Source organism: Algoriphagus antarcticus (genome assembly GCF_002150685.1).
GTDB lineage: Bacteria > Bacteroidota > Bacteroidia > Cytophagales > Cyclobacteriaceae > Algoriphagus > Algoriphagus antarcticus.
Genome location: NZ_MSSW01000076.1, coordinates 17,035 through 35,880, shown reverse-complemented (window position 1 = coordinate 35,880; position 18,846 = coordinate 17,035). Strand labels below are relative to the sequence as shown.

10 protein-coding genes and 1 pseudogene are annotated in these 18,846 nt (G+C 41.3%); all 11 read right to left on the bottom strand.

Features of this window, described 5'->3' with window-relative positions; translation table 11 throughout:
• Window positions 1–61: 61 nt before the first annotated feature.
• Window positions 62–2,065 carry a plastocyanin/azurin family copper-binding protein gene (locus BVH04_RS21525; RefSeq protein ID WP_086543533.1) on the bottom strand — a complete coding sequence of 668 codons (2,004 nt, stop codon included), beginning with the start codon at window positions 2,063–2,065 and terminating at the stop codon, window positions 62–64.
• Window positions 2,066–2,228: 163 nt separating this feature from the next.
• On the bottom strand, window positions 2,229–4,073 hold the full coding sequence (locus BVH04_RS21520) for a family 16 glycoside hydrolase (protein ID WP_086543522.1): 1,845 nt from the start codon (window positions 4,071–4,073) through the stop codon (window positions 2,229–2,231).
• Between the two features lie 246 nt (window positions 4,074–4,319).
• Window positions 4,320–5,750 (bottom strand): sulfatase family protein, encoded by a 1,431-nt coding sequence (locus BVH04_RS21515; RefSeq protein ID WP_086543521.1) that lies wholly within the window; start codon window positions 5,748–5,750, stop codon window positions 4,320–4,322.
• A gap of 9 nt (window positions 5,751–5,759) precedes the next feature.
• A complete protein-coding gene (locus BVH04_RS21510) occupies window positions 5,760–7,346 on the bottom strand; it encodes a sulfatase family protein (protein WP_086543520.1) in 1,587 nt (528 codons plus the stop codon).
• 58 nt (window positions 7,347–7,404) lie between these two features.
• On the bottom strand, window positions 7,405–8,877 hold the full coding sequence (locus BVH04_RS21505; RefSeq protein WP_086543519.1) for a sulfatase family protein: 1,473 nt from the start codon (window positions 8,875–8,877) through the stop codon (window positions 7,405–7,407).
• Window positions 8,878–8,884: 7 nt separating this feature from the next.
• A complete protein-coding gene (locus BVH04_RS21500) occupies window positions 8,885–11,803 on the bottom strand; it encodes a glycosyl hydrolase (RefSeq protein ID WP_140160638.1) in 2,919 nt (972 codons plus the stop codon).
• A gap of 264 nt (window positions 11,804–12,067) precedes the next feature.
• Complete coding sequence (locus BVH04_RS21495; protein WP_086543517.1) at window positions 12,068–13,534, bottom strand: sulfatase family protein; 1,467 nt, start codon at window positions 13,532–13,534, stop codon at window positions 12,068–12,070.
• A 119-nt stretch (window positions 13,535–13,653) separates the two neighbouring features.
• A complete protein-coding gene (locus BVH04_RS21490) occupies window positions 13,654–16,095 on the bottom strand; it encodes an alpha-L-rhamnosidase (RefSeq protein ID WP_240511013.1) in 2,442 nt (813 codons plus the stop codon).
• A gap of 259 nt (window positions 16,096–16,354) precedes the next feature.
• A complete protein-coding gene (locus BVH04_RS21485; RefSeq protein WP_086543516.1) occupies window positions 16,355–17,797 on the bottom strand; it encodes a sulfatase in 1,443 nt (480 codons plus the stop codon).
• Between the two features lie 106 nt (window positions 17,798–17,903).
• A complete protein-coding gene (locus BVH04_RS26720) occupies window positions 17,904–17,978 on the bottom strand; it encodes a hypothetical protein (RefSeq protein WP_394335240.1) in 75 nt (24 codons plus the stop codon).
• Window positions 17,979–17,983: 5 nt separating this feature from the next.
• Window positions 17,984–18,610: pseudogene (locus BVH04_RS21480) on the bottom strand (beta-L-arabinofuranosidase domain-containing protein); the annotation flags it as partial.
• Window positions 18,611–18,846 lie beyond the last annotated feature (236 nt).

Genomic DNA, 18,846 nt, shown 5'->3' with positions numbered 1-18,846 from the left:
ATTTCATCAAAAAAAGGCATATCATATGCTCTTACACACCTTAAATCCCAAAGTTCAATCGCTATTCCACCACTTTCATAATCCCTTGCATCACGTAAAAGTGTCCTGGAAAGGTACAAACGTAGGTGTATTCACCGGGAACGGAAGGTGCTTCAAAATAGATGGATTCAGATGTTTCCGGTGAAAGAATGTTGGTATGAAAAAGCACCTTATCGGAGTTGGGTATATAGTTTTTTTGAGAACCTTCCAATCCCATGCTTAAGGCCTCTTCTCCCACCTCAATGGCAGTGTTAGGCTTTACTACTACCAGATTATGTAACATGTCATCATTGTTATTGAAAGTGATCTTAACCTTGCTACCTGCTTTTACTTCGAAAATCTCCAAATCATATTTCAAGCCTGGCTTGGTGCCCATGACAATACTTTGATCGGGCCCTTTAGACCAGGTACTCGGCATAACCGTCACCCTTTTTTGTTGACTATTCGTTGGTGGTGCAGTCACATTAGCTGAAGCTGCCTTAGTAAGCGGCGGGTCATTCATTTTTTGGTGTCCACGGTGAAGGTTGTTGGATGTCTCTATTATATCTGCAAGATTCACTTTTTCACCGACTGGAATTTGATTAAGAGTGTAATACCCTACTGCATGCAATAAATCCATCCCCTCCATTGATTTAATCCCAGTTGCATTTATTTCGTGGATATATCCTTCCTTAAGGCCATCAACTACCAATCTCACAGTCAATCCATCGGTAGAGACTACAGCACCTTTAACCACTAGATCTTCCAATTCAATGACGGGACTTCCGTAATTATGGTGATACTTGTAGTTGAAACTTGACATTTTGTAAGATTCCAGATCTTTTGCAACCGACTCATTTACCGGCAGGGTAAATTCCAATTCAAATCCGTCTGGTTGGGCTTTTACCGTTTTAATTTCAAAGGGTGTTTTCCCCGTCCATACCAATCGCTGCAAACCAAATGGTGCCTTTCCAGTAGAACTCCATCCCCTACTAGTCATTCCCACAAACATAGATCCGTCATTTCCCCATACCATCCTCAATATACCGGAAGAAAAACCCTCTCTGAAAGGAAATGCCACACCTTGGTAAACACCGTTTACTTTTTCAAGATAAACTCTTGCAATTTTACTAAGACCCTGATCTCCGATAAAAAGTTGATCACTAAATGGCCCAAATTCCCCACCAGATTTATCCAGAAGAATATCTGAAGTGGAAATTCCCAACAGCCCGTGAGGCAGCCACACTGCAGGAGTCTTGAATCCAGGGATATCTGCAGCGACCTTTGACATAGGCAACCCCGTGTCAGGTATATCCTCAGGTTTTAATTTGACGGGAGAACCATCCAAATGGCTCCATACCAGGCCTTCCGGATTTCCCACAAAATCACCTACCTCCACATGAGTAATCCGGCCTGAACCAACCCAATCGCCTTGATTTTCTCCGTAAAACACATCCCCCTCCGCATTATAACCAAAGCCCGATGGAGATCTCATTCCTGATGCTATAGGTATCATTTTACCGTCTGGAGACACTTTCATCATCCACCCACGCCATTTTGCCAAGCTGGCGCCATGACCTATCCATCCCAAATTAAGTGTAACGAGCATGTCACCTTCTGGAGTGAACAGTGGTCCATATGAATATTCGTGGTAATTCCCCGACAAGGGCCAAGAAACAACAGTTTCATACCCATCCGCTCTTCCATCTGCATTATTGTCGGTCAATTTGGTCAGCTCCGACCGCTGGGAGGAATAAAAACTACCTTTATGATAGGCCAATCCCAGTGGTTCATGTAACCCATCTGCGAATTTGGTGAACTGGGGGATTCGAGAACCCACCATGTATGGATTTTCTATTACCCAAACCTCACCTCTTCGAGTGGACACGCCCAAACTTCCGTCAGGAGTTACGGCCAACCCACCAACTTCAAGTTCAATACCATCAGGAACTGGAATATCTACTATAATGTAATAATCCTGTTCTTTCGCTGAAGAAGCCTTCTGTTCAGTCGTATCCTGCGCATGCAAAGAACCAGATAGTAGCATAAAAAAACAACCTTTTAACACTGCCAAAAATCCATTTAATGCAGATTTTTGAGGGTGAAAATTGCGGCTATAATTCAAGATAAGTAAGCTATTTTTAGATGTTTTCATAATCGTAATTCCAATAAATTGGTCTTGTAAATTAGTTGTAAATTACACTTATCGTTCAATAAATAAGGCTGTACTTAATTTCATTTTTAGCCTCTTCCGTCGAAATTGGAAGTAACAATTCTTGGCCCAATGTCGTACTTCTTAACACTACATTTGAAAGAGTAGAGTCAGCTATTTTCACATAAAATTGGCCTTGATTTATATAATAAACTCCTTCCCCAAGATCCTCAATTTTCTCAGCAGAGATAATCCTTGCATATAAGTCAGTGGCTTTTTGAGGATTTATATAGCTAATTGTCCGGGTTAAAATTTTGCCATCCATCTCAGGTTCAATGTAATCTTCCACGGCAACTTGCTCAAGGGTATACTTGAAAGTGGGTCTTCTAGCCCGATTAAGGGAATACCCTTGTATGTGTAGTAGATCAGTGCTGACAGAATCAGGCCAAGGGCTGTTTTCATTATCAAGTTTGGCAATGGTAGGCCCACTTGCCAATTCGATTAAGGCTCCATTTGGAATCATCAATTGCGATTCCCCCCTTTGCCGCCACATGGGTGAGGTATCCAAAAATCCTCCCCTCCAAATACTCAAAAGAGCACCTTGTTGAAGATCATACACAAAGCTTGACCCAGACGGTTCTCCTACACTTACTGTATGCGTCTTAACATTACCCTCATGTTGGAAAAACCCTCTTATAATTATGGGTTCATTGGAAGGTTCTAAATAAAACGGTTTCTGGATAACGGATTCGACGTAAGAATTTGGATCCTGCAAAGGACTTTTTTTGATGCCTGGTCCTTCAATAAAAAAACCAAGTTGTGGTCTTCTTCCCGGATAATTATTTTTGTAAAACACCAATTTGAATGGAACAGTCCCTTTCTCTAGCCGTAATGTCTTGCTTCTAGGGGCGTCGCCAGGTAATTGATATTGATCCTCTATTACGTTTTCGCCATTGATGTAAAGGCTTGTTTTACCAAAAGCACTCAATGAAAAGGTATAATCACCTGATTTTATAATTTCCAAATTCCCAGAATACTCGTAGGCAAAGTCAAGAATTCCATGACCTAAGTCCCAAGTCACTTTATTCAATTGGCCTGTCTGGTTCGGGGTACTTCCCTGAAACTCCTCCACAGATTGGAACTTCCCTTTGTAGTAGTCAAATTTCAAGTCCTTTATTTGAGGAACTTGGTTATAGTATGATTTGTATTTGATATTTCTGATAGCTACTGGACCATGATCTCCTTGAATAACTATGGGGCCTAGTGAACTCTCATCCTCAAACATTGCTGATGTCGTCGGACCTGTCACTTCTACATTCTCATGAATCAGTATTCCATTTTGAAAGACCTGTACGAATTTTGCGTTTTTTACTTTTACTCCTTCAGCGTTAAATTGAGGCGCTTCAAAGACAATCCTGACATGTTGCCATAAGCCAGGAGCCTTACTGACGTTCATTCTGGGAGCTTTCCCCTCAAAACCCTGACGTTTTTCTTTATCAAAACGCTGATAGATCCCTCCTGCATCGCCGGAATTCGGATTGACTTTACCCCAACTGTCGAAAATTTGGATCTCATATCTTCCTTGAAGATAAATTCCTGAATTGGAACCTTTGGGAACCATAAAATCCAATTCCAATTCCATATCCCCATGTTCAAATCCTGAAATTAAATGCGGCCCGTTTTTGGACTTAGGCAGATTAACCAAAATTCCCGTTCCACGAGTTGTTGACAAAAAATCATTATGCTCCCAGTCAGCATTTACCCCTCCTACCATTTTCCAAGTTTTTGGAATTTCCCCAAATTCTTTCAAATCATCGAAAACGGTTACTTGTTGTGCAGAAACACCTCCGCTTATCAAAATAATTACGGGTAAAAATAATTTACTAAATCTCAAATTAAACATTGTATATAATTTTTAAATAAGCGTTCACTTTATAAACTATCACCACTTGGTTATTATATTATTTCAAAACAGAAAGACTATACTTTCAAAATTTCTTTTATTTACTAACTGTTTTCTATTTTCTGAGAGAAAATCTTAATCTTCACCGAGATGAATAAATTTTACAATTACCTAAGCTACATCTTCAGTAAACCTATTATTCTTCACCCGATCACAATAGAATAAACTAAATCTTAAATTAAACTTTCATTGATTCATCACCCGCTGTTGAAGTAGGTCATGAATAATGGAATCACACTTGTCTGAATAATATTTTACTTTTTCGACATACTTAGTATCCAAAGCTAGGTTATTAACCTCATTAAAATCAGTATTGTGGTGGTACAATTCTATCAAATCGCTGTCATCATACCGGATAAATTTATACTCATCATCCCGATAGCCTTCTGTTTTCAACAGCTTTTCATTGTTTTCCAGCCGATGTTCAAGAAAGATTCCGGAACGCCAATCCCCTGGTGCCCCTTCATAAAAATCGGTGAGACTTCTTCCGGCATAACTGTCCGGGATTTTTACACCGGCCAGGGATAAAATGGTAGGAGTGACATCCACATTCGATACTATCTGAGAATAGGTCTTTTTTCGCTTATTTTCCGGCTGACGGGGATCATATATAATCAACGGAACCCGAATGGAAGGCTCGTATAACAGCCATTTTCCAGCATAGCCCCTTTCTCCCAAAAAATAGCCGTTATCCCCCATGAAAATGATGACCGTATTATCGGCAATCCCCTCTTCCTCCAGGGAAACCCTGATTCTGGACAAAACGCTATCCACAGTGCTAATCATCCGGTAGTACCCTTTCACCATCTTCTGGTGCTTTTCCGGCGTATCAAAGCGCCAATGCCACCTTTCCCTAGTCATTCTGTTTTTTAAAAATTCGGGTATACTGTCATAGAAGGCAGGATCGGCCGTGTCCGGTACCGGAATTTCTACATCCCGATATGAATGATCCGTATAATCAGCCCAAAAGTATTGTTCCTCCGCTCCATCATCCGCATGGGGTGACCAAAAGGATAATGAGAGGCAAAACGGCTGATCCCCAGATGACCGGATAAAATCAATGGCCAGGTCCCCATTGGTATCCGCCAGGTGGACTTCTTTTCCCTCCACTTCCTTTAAGTAAGGCCAAAATGTCTTGTCCATTCGATGAAAAAGAGAATCTTCCATTCCTTCACTTACCTTCACGCCAAACTTTCCCACAAATCCAGTTCGGTAACCTTCCTTTTTCAGAAGGTTCGGGTAGCTTTTGGCCATGTAGCTATCCTGTAAGGGAGGTTTGCCGAAAGTAAAATCATGTGTCCGCTCATACAATCCGGAGAACAATGAAGCCCTGCTGGCTGCACAGATAGGCGTGGTAACAAACGCATTTTCAAAATACAATCCTTCACTGGCCAACATATCCATATTTGGGGTATGAATGATATCGTTTCCCGCAAAACCTAATGCATCCCATCGCTGGTCATCAGTCAAAATAAAGATGATATTCGGTTTTTTCTCATCTGCTATTTTCTCGTCTAAAATTCCCTTGTTTTGAATGCTCCATTGAGAAAATAATATGAAAATCAGTAGCCATCCGATCGAAGGAAAAGAGATGTAGGTTATTTTTGGGTAGGTCATACCATCATGTTAATTTTTGGAAGTTGATTGTTTGATGAACTGCTGGTTCAACTCATCCGAATCCCCATATTGTAAGCGAAGTTCTCCCAATTTTTGATATAGCATTTCTTGTACCTCAGCATACTCAGGGTTACCATAAATACTATTCATTTCATCCGGATCATTTTGTAAATCGTACAGCTCCCATTCATCCACATCGTAGTAGAAATGGATTAACTTGTACCTATCTGTTCTTACACCGTAGTGTCGTTTTACCGAATGCGGGCCCGGATATTCATAATAGTGGTAATAAATAGCATCTCTCCAAGGAATGGATTCTCCAGCGACAAGTTTTCGCCAGGAATTTCCCTGCATTTCTAAAGGCTTCGAAATCCCCGCATAATCTAAAATCGTAGGGGCATGGTCTAGATTCATTACCATTTCTTCCACAACTGTTCCAGCCTTTATTTCCTTTGGATACCTGACCAGCAGCGGTGTGCTTAGGGATTGCTCGTACATAAATCGCTTGTCGAACCAACCGTGTTCTCCCAGGTAAAAGCCTTGGTCAGAAGTGTAAACCACAACGGTATTATCCAGTAGACCTTGACTCTCCAAGTAATCCAGCACCTCTCCTATACCATCATCCACCGATTTGACTACTTTCAAATAGTCTCGTAAGTACCGATGATACATGAACTTTGCAAGAGCTTCACCAGTAGGTTTTTCTTTCAGGAATTTTTCGTTTTCAGGACCATATACGGCATTCCAGGCTGCCATTTGCTCCTCAGTCATGCGGTCAAAAGGTGCAGACAAGCGGCTAGGCTCTCCAGTAAAGGGGTTTGATTCGAATTTCATATCCCAGCCCCAATACATGTCATTGATGATTTCCATTTCCTGTTCTTGAGCTGCAGTCCCTCTGCCCTCATAATCATCAAAGAAATTCGCAGGAAATTCAAACTCTTGATCTTCATATAGATCCAGGTATTTCTCCTCGGGCATCCAATCTCGGTGAGGAGCCTTGGTATGGTAATTAATAGCAAAAGGTTTACTTCTATCCCAATCATTTTCCAGCCAATCCATAACAAATTGTGGGATTAAGGCTTCGCAGTGGCCTTCAAAGCTCAGTTTCTCATCTCCGTTTTTGATGAACTCGGGGTTGTAATAACTTCCCTGTCCAGGCAAGGTCATCGAGAAGTTATATCCTTGTGGTTTACCCCCAAGATGAATCTTTCCAATTAGTGCAGTTTCATAGCCTGCAGCCTGCAACATTTTTGGGTAATTGGCCTGATCCCAGTCAAATGGTACCACATTATCTACTTGCCCATTAATATGACTGTATTTACCTGTGAGCAAAACTGCTCTGCTTGGGGCACAAATGGAATTCGTAACAAAGCTGTTTTTGAAAAGAGCTCCTTCTTTGGCCAGGCGGTTCATATTGGGAAAATAAACGCTATCCAGCAATCCATGTCCATACGCATGTAGTGCTTGCTGAGTATGGTCATCGGTCATGATAAAAAGGATATTGGGCTGTTGTTCAACTTCCTTTTCATGGAAGGAAACTAACAGCCAACTTAAAACAAAAACTATTAGTAGAAATTTATCCGTGGATTTTTTCATTTTTTTCAATTCTATAAATTTGGCAAACGGTTCTACTTTTTTGGTTAAAAAAAAATTTTCAGGAAGAACCCTTTGTTAAGAGGGGAGATTGTGAAGGCAGATTGCCTTCTTTGTCATAGGGAATACTGCCGTGTGCTCCTGGCTTTAGATTCCACTTATCAATATACCATTGTGCAGGTCTAAAATCATCTCCCAGCTTGATGAGTAATTTCCAGAGATGTTCATCCAATTCAGTGACTAATCCTTCATGGGCAGGATTTGCCACGAGATTGTTCATCTGTAAAGGGTCATTAGTATCATCAAACAATAGCCAAGGACCATCCAGGGCGCGAACGTACGTATATTGGGAAGTTTTGATGGCCCTGTATTCTCTTCCATATTCCGAACCTACTTCCCAAGGAGCAAGCTGCATATAAAGCGCTGCACGGTCTTGAATTTCTTTGTTTTCAGTTAATACACGAGAGAGATCATCTCCTTCATAGGTAGCTGGAATGGGAAGGTCCAGCATGCCAAAGATGGTAGGGAAAATATCCGGTGTGGTGATAGGTGTTTCTACGACTCTTCCCGTTTTTCCATGTAAGGGAGGGTAACGAAGTAGCATTGGCACCCTGGCTGATTCAGCGAGCGGCACCTGTTTGGCCCTAGGTCTTACGCCGTGCCCCCCTAGCATTTCCCCATGATCAGAGGTAAATACAATTAGTGTGTTATCACTGATTCCTAATTCATCCAGGCTGGCAAGCAATTCTCCAATACTATTGTCCAAAGCCTCGCAATGGGCATAATAACCCTGAGCTTCTTTTCTCACCTCATCTGCCATAGAGGCAGGTACATTTTCAGGAAGGATAATATCAGCAAGGGGATAATTTTGTTTTAGAACTTCAGGTGCCGCATCATAAGGGAAATGAGGTGTACCATAGGATATAAACAAAGCGAAGGGTTTTTCTTTTCCAACCTGTTCGGCAATGTATTGTTGCGCATCTTTAGTTTGCGCATAGGTATCGTAGCCATCCCAAAATTGCTTTTCATCTGAGTTGCCTGTATAATAATGGGATTGGTCATAATCATGGTCGCATTCTGCTGCTTTCCAATACATAAACCCTCTACGCCTGCTTGGAGGAATATAAGCATGCCTGCCATGGCCGTCCAAATGCCATTTACCAATATAGGCAGTAGTATATCCACGGTCCACAAGCACATCCCCCAAACCATATTCGGTTAAAGGAAGATGAAGATCATTCAAAAACATGCCAGTAGTAGTAGGATATTTTCCCGTGATAAGAGCAGCACGATAAGGAGTGCAAACCGGCATTACTGAAACTGCATTTTTGAAATTGATACTTTCCTGAGCCAACCTATCCAGATTGGGGGTATTTGCATTGGGATCTCCTGCAAAGCCGAAGGCAGATGCTCGCCATTGATCAACCAAAATATAAATGATATTGGCTTTTTTTTCTTGCGCTGTGGTAGCGCCACCAAAAGCAAAATAAACGAGAATGGTAATTATAATTTTATAATAAGTACGGATTTTCATAGGCCTTTCATTTATTAAAGAATCGGATCTGTGATTTCCCCATCAATCCGGATGGTAATAAGGGGGAATCTTTATTAAATTTAATTTTGGCATTTGTCTGAGTATAAGGATTTTTATCCCCATCCCTTAAATCCCCCACAATTCGGTTATTCCAGGTATTTATGACCTTCACAGTGATGGTGTTTGTCCCCTCCTTGAGGTATGGGGTAATTCGGGTAGTGTAAGGCGGTAACCACACCACGCCACAATCATTCCCGTTGACATACACCTGCGCCATTTCCTGAACGTCATCAAAGGTTACGAATGCCTCAATTTCAGAAGATAATGATTCTTTATTTACTGTAAAATCTCGGGAGTAATTTGCAGAACCGGCATAATACTTCGCTCCTTCTTCCTCCAAATCGGACCAACTAACAAGCTTGTCTAATTTCACGGACTTAGGCCCACCCATAGCGGGTTTGAAGCTGATATTCCATTGAGTTGAAATATCAATTGTATGTTCGCCTTCTTCTGACTTTTGTTTTTCCTGAAAGCCAGATTGCAAATCGTAATACATGCCTACATCATTTATTCCAGTGGTATTTTTTCGAAATATGATAAACCTTGAAGCAAGGGGGTCAAGAATCAGGTCAATCTGCAAACCATTATTCACCTTAGAATATTTCACATCTCGTTGAATCAAGCCTGATTCAGCATCCCATAGTTCTGGTTTTAGGTTTGCATCGACTCTGAAAACTCCTGTTATATTTTCTTGCCTTTGGCTGCTGTTTGAAACGAAATAGATGTCTTCATTTTCTGATTTCCGATGAACGTAGTCAATATGCAGGTCGTGATTATCTATATTCTTCACTTCGAAATCTTGGTGAATAGCAAGTTCTTCCAATACCTCATGCACGGATTTCCCCCAATAAATAATGCCCTTTCCGTACCTATTGGACGTTATCTTTTTACCGTCACAATTACCCCATATTTTGTCAGCGATAGTTTTCACTTCCTCATCAGAATCAGGATAATTTTTCAAGGAGGTAGTTCTTTCAGGCCTCCTGCCGATAACCACTGCACCATTGAAAACCAATTTTTCAAGACGCTTTAATACCTCAAGAGATATATCCTCCCTGTCAGGAAGCACCATTACTTTGTATGATTGCCCGTGTGGCAGTACTAGGTTACCATTTTCAGTTTCTATTGTGGTGGTTATCACATCTTCATTTATATAATCGTATTGAAACCCTGGTAAACTGCCGGGATTGATCGGTTTTGGCATACCGCAGTGCGGACACATACTTTCGTCATAAAAATAGGACGGAAATATACCTGGCATGTCCGGCGTATAATTAGGATCCATTCGTCTGGGCGGAACCAGGTTGGGGGCATCGTCACCATAATACAAAAGGACGTCTGCCACATATTTCCCCTGCCTCAATAGGTAAGAGCTCCTTGCTATATAATCCATGAAAGGCCGTGCCATTTCCCACCAAGTAGCATTGACATTGATATGCTCACCCGCGTGATACACAAATCCGGGTTTGCCAGCTATTGCCGGATTATGGGAAAAGGTGTGAAAGACTATTTGATTCAGGCCCTCGCAGAAGGCAATATCAATAAGCTGCTTGAAGTCAGTTGGCCCGTGTTGCCAATGATTCCAACCGGTAAGCGATTCTGCTGCCACTACGTTCTTCCCGTAAATATGAGCGGCACTTGCCGCTTCTTTGGTTACCCAGTGCCGTTGCCTGTTCCAGAATTCCCCCATAGGAATATGTGAGTTGCCCAAAGCTTTCAACGGATCTACACGTGGATGACCACCATGTCCGGCCTCCACCAGCATTTCCACACTATGCTTTTCTGCAATTTCTACAGACTGCGCAAAGTGATTTGCTATCATCATATCGCTCACGAGTCTGCGGTAGTCTCCCAAAAACCGATCAGCCAATTGTGTATCTTGACTGGTATACCCTTGTAGCAAAGGAAGGTAAGGCAAAGGATCGTATTCATATTTCAACCGGAAGGCTTCCAAAAAGGATGGAGTCCAGTCAGTTGCAGGCCAGACCTCATAGCTGTCCAGCATGAAAAATTTTAAATGGCGATCGGAAGTCTGAATGGGTGCAAGCTTTTGGAAAATACTATCGAAATATTTTTTTGTGGCGGATTTGCTCAGGTGGTCGATAATTAATCCGCTGGAGTTAGGGCTGGGAACCACCAAATTTTGGCCGGTATTGCTTATAAAAAAGGAAAGGATATCCCAGCTACCATTGGGCACCGCCCAATCTAAATATTGGCCCTCTTTTATAAATTCATCCAGAGGTATGAGTTTAGCATTCCTGTAATCAATGGTTTTCTCCTCGCTGTGGGGCACTGCCATGGTGCTTACCAATGTAAATTGAGTAGCTGATTCCCTTTTACTTTCCGGTTGTGAAATGAAAATTTTTTGCTTGGACGGGCCTTTTACGAGTTGGCTAGAACTTGTCACCTCCTTAGAAGCATCTTCCTCAGCCACCCATGGTCCACCGGCATTCCAACTGCTGGACGCCACCCAGCCGAGATCAAGATCCAATTCTTCAGCAGTAATCAAGGCCTGTGAAAAGTATTTTAGGGACTCCTCTCCTAACATGGCAGAACCTTCAGGAATAAGCTTTTTAGAATCCATTAGCGCTCCCAAATCCCAAATTAAGGCGCCCCTCATCCCCTTGCTTTTCATTTGCTCGAGTTCGTACACCAATTGCGTGGTATCCACATATCCGTTGAGCCAAGTCCATAAAGCCAACGGCCTATATTCTGTAGAAGGGTTGAGAAATTCTTCTTCTGAAAGAGAAGTAACTGATTTGTCTTCCGAAGACGTGCAAGCTATTAGTGATAAAAAGAGAACCAATATTACGAGAAGCTGAGTAACTACTCCTCTGCTTAGGAACCTGAAATCACTTGTATACACCTTTGATATTTTGCAAACCAACCTATTATGACTTAATGGACTTATTCGAGAAAGATAAATGTAGGCCTAAGTATCTGCTAAATCTTACACGATTTTAACCAAAAGGCATGGTATTTTAACATTGCTTTTTAAACGACATGAAACCGTTATTTTTGCTGATAGCCAAACATAAGATTGCTAAACCCGCATTATGCAATAGAATTAGGAATTGATCACCGAAACCATCTTACTATCCTACTGGGTCATAATCCGTCAGAAATTATTTTATTCCTCTAAAAACCTTTCCTCAAAGTTACCTGACAGTGAATCATGGGTTTTCTTCATTTCCCGAAGAAGCAGTCCCTTTAATCTCTTCGTGATTTCCATATAATTTGGATCATTAATTAGGTTGTTTAGTCCATCCGGATCCATACTAAAATCATATAGCTCCTCGGGAACTCGATAAACATACATGTCCAGGCGTTCGTTAATATCTTCATCGAGAGTAGCCGCTTTCTTCATTGCAGCATAAGTCCTTCCGCTGGAAGCATCCCCTCGCATTTGCTGTTCCCCATCACTCCAAAAATTCACGATATACCCATAATCACCTTCCTGTACGCAGCGCATGGAATAGTCTGTACCGGCATAAGTCCTGTGGAATTCGGTAAATACGCTTGTCCTGTTTTTTTGGGATTTCCCTTGGAGCAAAGGAAGAAAAGAAGAACCATCCATAGCAGGGACTTCGGGTAAATGAAGGGCATGAAGGATAGTAGGCATGAAATCAATACCTGAGATAAAATGGGTACTGTCCACCTTTCCTTCCGAAATTTGGTCGGGCCAACTTACAATCCATGGAGTCTTGTTACTATTTAGGTAACAATTTGACTTGGCGAAAGGAAATGACATCCCATTGTCACTTAAAAACATCACCATTGTATTATCTCCAAGTCCGGAATCATCAAGTGCTCTCATGATCGCACCTACAGTTTGATCCAGCCGGTACACCGAGGTATAGTACTCTGCAATCTCTAATCTGACTTCTGGCAGGTCAGGCAGAAAAGCAGGAACAGTTACTTCTTCGGGTGTAATTTTTCTAGTAAAAACAGGAAGGTCTTCCCCCCAACTCTTTCTTTCCTGGTCACTGTCGGCAAAAGGACGATGAGGATCATGGCTATTCGCCATCAGAAAAAAAGGTTTACCTTCCTTTTTGGATTTTCTGAAAAATTCTAAGGCGTATGAATAGTATAAATCGGGATCTCTTCCTATTCCTAAACCTGAAGCAAGATCTGCTTGCCTTATGTAATAATCCCAAAAAAACTTTTTGGTGGGCTTAAGATGTATTTCTTTTCCCAGTATACCATTCAGATATCCTGCGCTATTGAGTTGCTCCTGTAAGGTAGTGACGGCTTCATCAATAGGGTTAAAGCCAGGTGCTCCGTTGGTATGAGGATACCTGCCTGTCAAAATGGATTGGCGGGATGGCTGACATACCGCAATATTGACGAATGCATTACTGAAACGAATACCCCTTTGCGCAAGTAAGTCAATATTAGGAGTGATATTTTCTATATCATTTCCATAGCAACCTAACGAATTGTAATTAAGGTCATCTGCAGTGATCAATAAAACATTTGTTGGGAAATATTCAGTTTGACTTTTTTCGGATGCATTACACCCAGCAAAAATTACCAAAATGACTAACAGCAATAAGCAAATGTTGATTTTCGACTTTTTATACATCCTTGATTTCATTTTCTTTTCGCAATTGGTAAACACCTATAAATAGATAGAAGCACTATTTCTTAGTATTAGTATTCTCCTTATTTTGATATCTGCCCCTTCACTATCATAAAGGTTTATCTAAGGACCTTTCAGTTTGAAATGCTTATAAAATATTCGCCTTCTCCTAATTTAAATTCGCCTGATTCCAAGCCCTTGATATTTTCAGGTTTAAAACCATCTCCTTTTTTCTTTATGGACAATTTTTGTGAAGGATCAATGGTTAAAGAAACATTGGCACTACTGCCTTTAGGTATCTTCATTTCATAATTTACACTTTCATCAGCCCCCCTCTTCCAATTAGAAACGATTTCACCATAAGGAGAATCGTACACACAGGAAATATAATCCAGTCCAACTGGAACCCTTGGTGCTAGTGTGAATTCTTTAAAACCAGGATTGCTAGGATCAGGGCGAATACCACCTAGCCATCTATAAAACCACTCCGTAACAGTTCCAAACATGGGGTGGCAATTGGTAAAAGTATTGTCACTTTCTTTCCAAGTTTCCCAGAGGGTAGTGGCTCCACTATCAATCATATGGCCCCAGCCCGGATATGCGCTACTATTAACCACCTTGTATACCTCATTAGGAGAGACAGTTGACGATAGTGTTTCTAAGATATATTTGGTGCCAAAAATCCCTGTATTGAAATGACCTGAGGGTCCGTTTTTTACTGCCAGTAACAAGGAGTCCTTGGCTCTTTCCATATCCGCTTCTGGGATCACCTCATGAGTCAAAAGGGTAGAAAAAAGGGTCTGTCTATTTATAGGGCTATCCACTGCATGGTCCCAAAAGGTTTCCTTAAGTATGGATTTTAGCTTTGCGGCCAGCAAGGTGTATTTTTGTTCATTCTCCCTATCTCCCATAAGCGATGCAAATTTTGACATGATGTTTGCACATTGCAGGTAGTGGCCGGTGCCCGTTAACTCCACAGGAACTGGCTCCAGGGATTCATGATCAGCAAGTCCATCATCTACCAAGCCTTCCGGATGAATTCGAGCCGCTTTCTCCATCCACTTTTTATTCAATTCATAGAGCTCTTTAACGATATCAAGATCATTGTAATAAAGGTAAAGGTTATACTGGGTGATTATATAAGCTGATTCCCAACTTATGCCACAGTATTGAATACCTGAAAAAGGAGCTGTATCCACAAAAGTCGAATCATTCATGGCATCCACCCAGTCATAAACTGTTTTACGGTAAAAATCCTGCATGTCAAAATTGTAGATAAAAGACTCGCTGGTGGCATTGAGATCACCCCCATAGCCAAATTTCTCCCTGACTGCACAATCGGATTGAACACTTACCAAATTAGAAAGGAAAGTCCTTTTTACAGCACCCTGAATATCATTTAGCAAAGCATTTGAACTGGTAAAACTACTTTTTTTCGGTACGTCTGAATAGATAAATAAGCCCTGTATATCGGACAAGGAAGGCTGCTCTTTTAAGCCATCAATCTCCATATACCGATAAGTTCGGTACACAAAATCAGGCGTGAAATAAGCCTCTTTTTTACCTGAAATATAACTATCCGTTTGCCATGCAATGGCTGGGGCACCAGGTCCTCCAACTCCCTCTTTCTTGATCTGTCCTACCACAGTCGTCATAGGGTTTAAGGTTCCATTTTCATACACCCGTTCACCAAACCTAAAGGTGATGGTATCTCCCTCATTAGCTGGAAGTCTTATCCGATAAGTTCCGGTAAAATTGACTCCCATGTCCACCATGTGTTTTCCATTGTGAAGTGTGGAAACGGCTATGGGATTGATTTCCTCCATGATTCTAACAGGAGGAAAAAATGTCGGTTGAAGTTCACCTCCTGGGCCATTTCCAACTTGAACTGGCCGCCAAGAATCGTCGTTAAAGCCTGGCAGCTGCCATCCTTCCCATTCTTTTCTTTGGTCATAAACTGCTCCGATATAAACGCTGTTTTTCACCAAAGGACCATATTCGTACTTCCAAGATGCATCTGTCTTTACTTCTTCTGTTCGTCCGTTTGGATAATAAACCACAAGTCTAGCCATAAAAGTAGGCTTGCCAACGGTAAGGTCTTCTCTTGGATTTCTTCTTCCCCATTTTCTCAATGGCAAAGGATTATAAAATCCGTTTCCTAGCGTCACACCCAGAGAATTTGCTCCCTGTTGAATTTTGTCTGTAAGGGTATATCGGGAATAATATATTCTTTTGCTGTAGTCAGTCCAGGCAGGATCCAGCACACTGTTGCCAATGGTGTCTCCATTAACGGTAGCCTTATAATATCCTGCAGCAGTGATAAATAGGATGGCACTGTCTATTTCGGCTTCCACGGTAAATTCCTTTCTAAACAAGGGGGCTGGTCTGGCCTCATAGAAAAGGGAATCGTACTCAGGCAGGGGCTTTTCATCTTCTAGCCATTCTGCCCCTGTCTCCGAACACAATCCACAATCCGGCACTTTTAAGGATGGTTCTTGGCAGGAAAACGCAACCAACAGCATTAATGACCAGCAGACGCTATTTGCTTTTGTTACCATTAATTGTAAATCATTCATATTTCAATTTTTCCTTTTATTTAAAAATTGTGACAGGAATTTCTACGGGAAGGGTTTTTCTCACTACTGCATCATATCTACACTACTGGCCGAGTGCAGTGATTTGCTATCCGGCCATTCCATTTAACGTTTCAACCATCTTAGGAGGATCAGCTGAAACTCCCATTATTTCTCCTGTATCTATGCGGAAATTATATAATTCGACTCCCTCTGGAAACTGTGTTAAACGGCCACCTGTCCGGTTTCAAAATACTGTTTGTTACTTTAATTTCTTTTTGTCGTCGCCATCATATTTTGTATTCATTTCTCTGGAAATTGGCGCTTCAATTTCCTGCTGCCATTTTATAAGATCATCAAGCAACTCATCACGTTTATCAGTTTCAACTGCGGCAAGGTTCTTTGTTTCACTAATATCATCTGCAAGATTATACAATTCAACCGCGTTATTTTCAGAGATATTCTGGCGACCACCATCGAGTACCCACTCTTCGTGAAACTGTAATAACTTCCAATCTCCTTTCCTTATTACGCTCACAGGCCTGGACCTGAAAACTGTATCTCGCGACTCATCTTTCATTCCTTGGTAAGATTCCAGGTAGGCCGGGAAATGCCAAAAAAGTGCCTTTCTATTTATTGTCGCTTCTCCATTTAGCAATGAAACAATGCTTTTCCCATCCAACACATAATCCTTTGGTTTTTCTACACCGGCAAGCTCAAGGAAAGTGGGGTAAAAGTCAGTACCCATAACCGGTTCTTCGCAGACGGTTCCCGGATTTATTTTGCCGGGCCAGTAAGCAAACATTGGTTCCCGGATTCCTCCTTCATAAAACATTCCCTTTCCTCCACGCAAAGGTTTCTGACTAGTATATGTTCCATGTCCACCATTGTCTGAAAAGAAAACCAACAACGTATTCTCACTTAATCCCAATTCCTCAAGTATGCCATTTACTTCTGCCACACTATGATCGACACTTTCTATCATTGCAGCGTAGGTTGGATTATTGTGATCCTGGGACCCCTGTTTTTCCTGATATTTATTTATTAAACTATCTTTTGCTTGAATAGGCGTATGAACGGAGTAATGCGCGAGGTAAAGAAAAAATGGATTCCCTGTTTTTTCAGGATTGTTTTCTTTTATGAATTCTACAGCCTTATCGGTTAAATGATCAGCCAAATATTCTCCTTCTTTATTAAAGTGACCCTCAAACCCTGAACCAGGTATCCCCAAATCAAAACCTTGTTCCTCTGGTGAATTTCCAACGTTCCATTTTCCAATTGCAGCGCTCCGATAACCTGCCGGTTTTAACGCTTCTGAGATCATAATATGCTCAAGAGGGACAGTTCTTGAGTTTTCTATTGGAATCAATCGCCTGTCTTCAGGATCCCCTCTGTCTGATCTGGCAACAGTAAAAACACCATGTCTTGGTGAATACTGCCCGCTAAGCAAAGAGGCGCGGGTTGGAGCACAGTTTGCAGCATTTGCATAAGCTTGTGTAAAGATCATTCCGTTTTTTGCCAGATGGTCAATATTGGGTGTTTCGTAATATTCTGACCCCATATATCCTACATCTTTCCAACCCATATCATCAATAAAGATGAAAACGATATTTGGCGGCACCTTTTTCTCTTGTGCCTGATTACAGGAAAACGCACCAACCGCAGCCAGAGAAATGTATAAAATAAATTTTAGGGATAGTTTCATTTTCTATAACTTCTATGTGCAATTAATTTTCTCCTTTTCTGTGCTACTGGAGCACGTTGCAAAATCGGTAACATTTTAATTTTCATAATGAGGGATTATTTTTTTGCTATTCGAATGATGCCCAAACCTTCATGTTGCCTTCCTCCCTATTTGCCCAAGAATAATAAGGGATATATCGCACGTTGTTTGGTAAAGTTTGTATAAAGCCAGTTCTATTTCCTGATGACCGCGAATATCAATCCGCTTACCGGGGCCAAAAATGGAACCAATATGATCGGCAAGTTTTATAGCTGCATCCAGTAATTTTCTTTTTCCTGTTACTTCGTAGTAGGCAATTGCAGCTTCAAAGAAATGACCCACGCAATAGAGCTCATGGTCTTTGTTAATATTTGTCCATCTTTTATCCGGATTAATAGCTGTCCAGTAGGTAAAAAGGTAACCATCATCCTGTTGTGCCGCAACTATCCTGTCAATAAGGCTGTCTGTGAATGCTTCCAGTTCCTTATCTGGTGTATGCTGAAGGGAATAGGCTACCCCCTGGATAATTTTATAAAAATCAGAATCACTGGCCATTCTTTGGTTTTGCTCTCCTTCCGTTTTTCCCGCAGCAATGTCAAAATTTTCAAACGAAGTTTTGCCGGCTTCAAAAACGGATGGAATTCCATTTTCTCTGTTCGATTCGAATTTTGGCAGATTCTCTTTTTCGGTATCACTCTCTACTGTTTTGCACGATGATGCCGACACAAAAAAGCAGCCTAGTAAAACTGAAACATGAATGCCGAAAGTTTTAGAGAATATTATTTTTTGTCCCATTTTATTTAATGTAAACTGTATATCCACTTTTCTACCAGTAAAAGCCAAAATCAACAGAGGATTTGGTGATCCCGATAGCCATCGGGACTAGCAAAGGCGCCACTTCGGTCTTCCTTCCTCCACGCCTGTCTTCGGGCAGGGGTCAATTTGGTTTTTTAGGGCTATTTTTCCCTGACATATATGCTGTGCTAAGCAGTAAAAAATTGCCTAGTAACAGAATGAGATAAACCAGAAAG

Coding starts and splice junctions, on each gene's coding strand:
- BVH04_RS21525 (WP_086543533.1), bottom strand. CDS start 2,065: ATGCTACTATCTGGTTCTTTGCATGCGCAGGATACGACTGAACAGAAG.
- BVH04_RS21520 (WP_086543522.1), bottom strand. CDS start 4,073: ATGTTTAATTTGAGATTTAGTAAATTATTTTTACCCGTAATTATTTTG.
- BVH04_RS21515 (WP_086543521.1), bottom strand. CDS start 5,750: ATGACCTACCCAAAAATAACCTACATCTCTTTTCCTTCGATCGGATGG.
- BVH04_RS21510 (WP_086543520.1), bottom strand. CDS start 7,346: ATGAAAAAATCCACGGATAAATTTCTACTAATAGTTTTTGTTTTAAGT.
- BVH04_RS21505 (WP_086543519.1), bottom strand. CDS start 8,877: ATGAAAATCCGTACTTATTATAAAATTATAATTACCATTCTCGTTTAT.
- BVH04_RS21495 (WP_086543517.1), bottom strand. CDS start 13,534: ATGAAATCAAGGATGTATAAAAAGTCGAAAATCAACATTTGCTTATTG.
- BVH04_RS21490 (WP_240511013.1), bottom strand. CDS start 16,095: ATGAATGATTTACAATTAATGGTAACAAAAGCAAATAGCGTCTGCTGG.
- BVH04_RS21485 (WP_086543516.1), bottom strand. CDS start 17,797: ATGAAACTATCCCTAAAATTTATTTTATACATTTCTCTGGCTGCGGTT.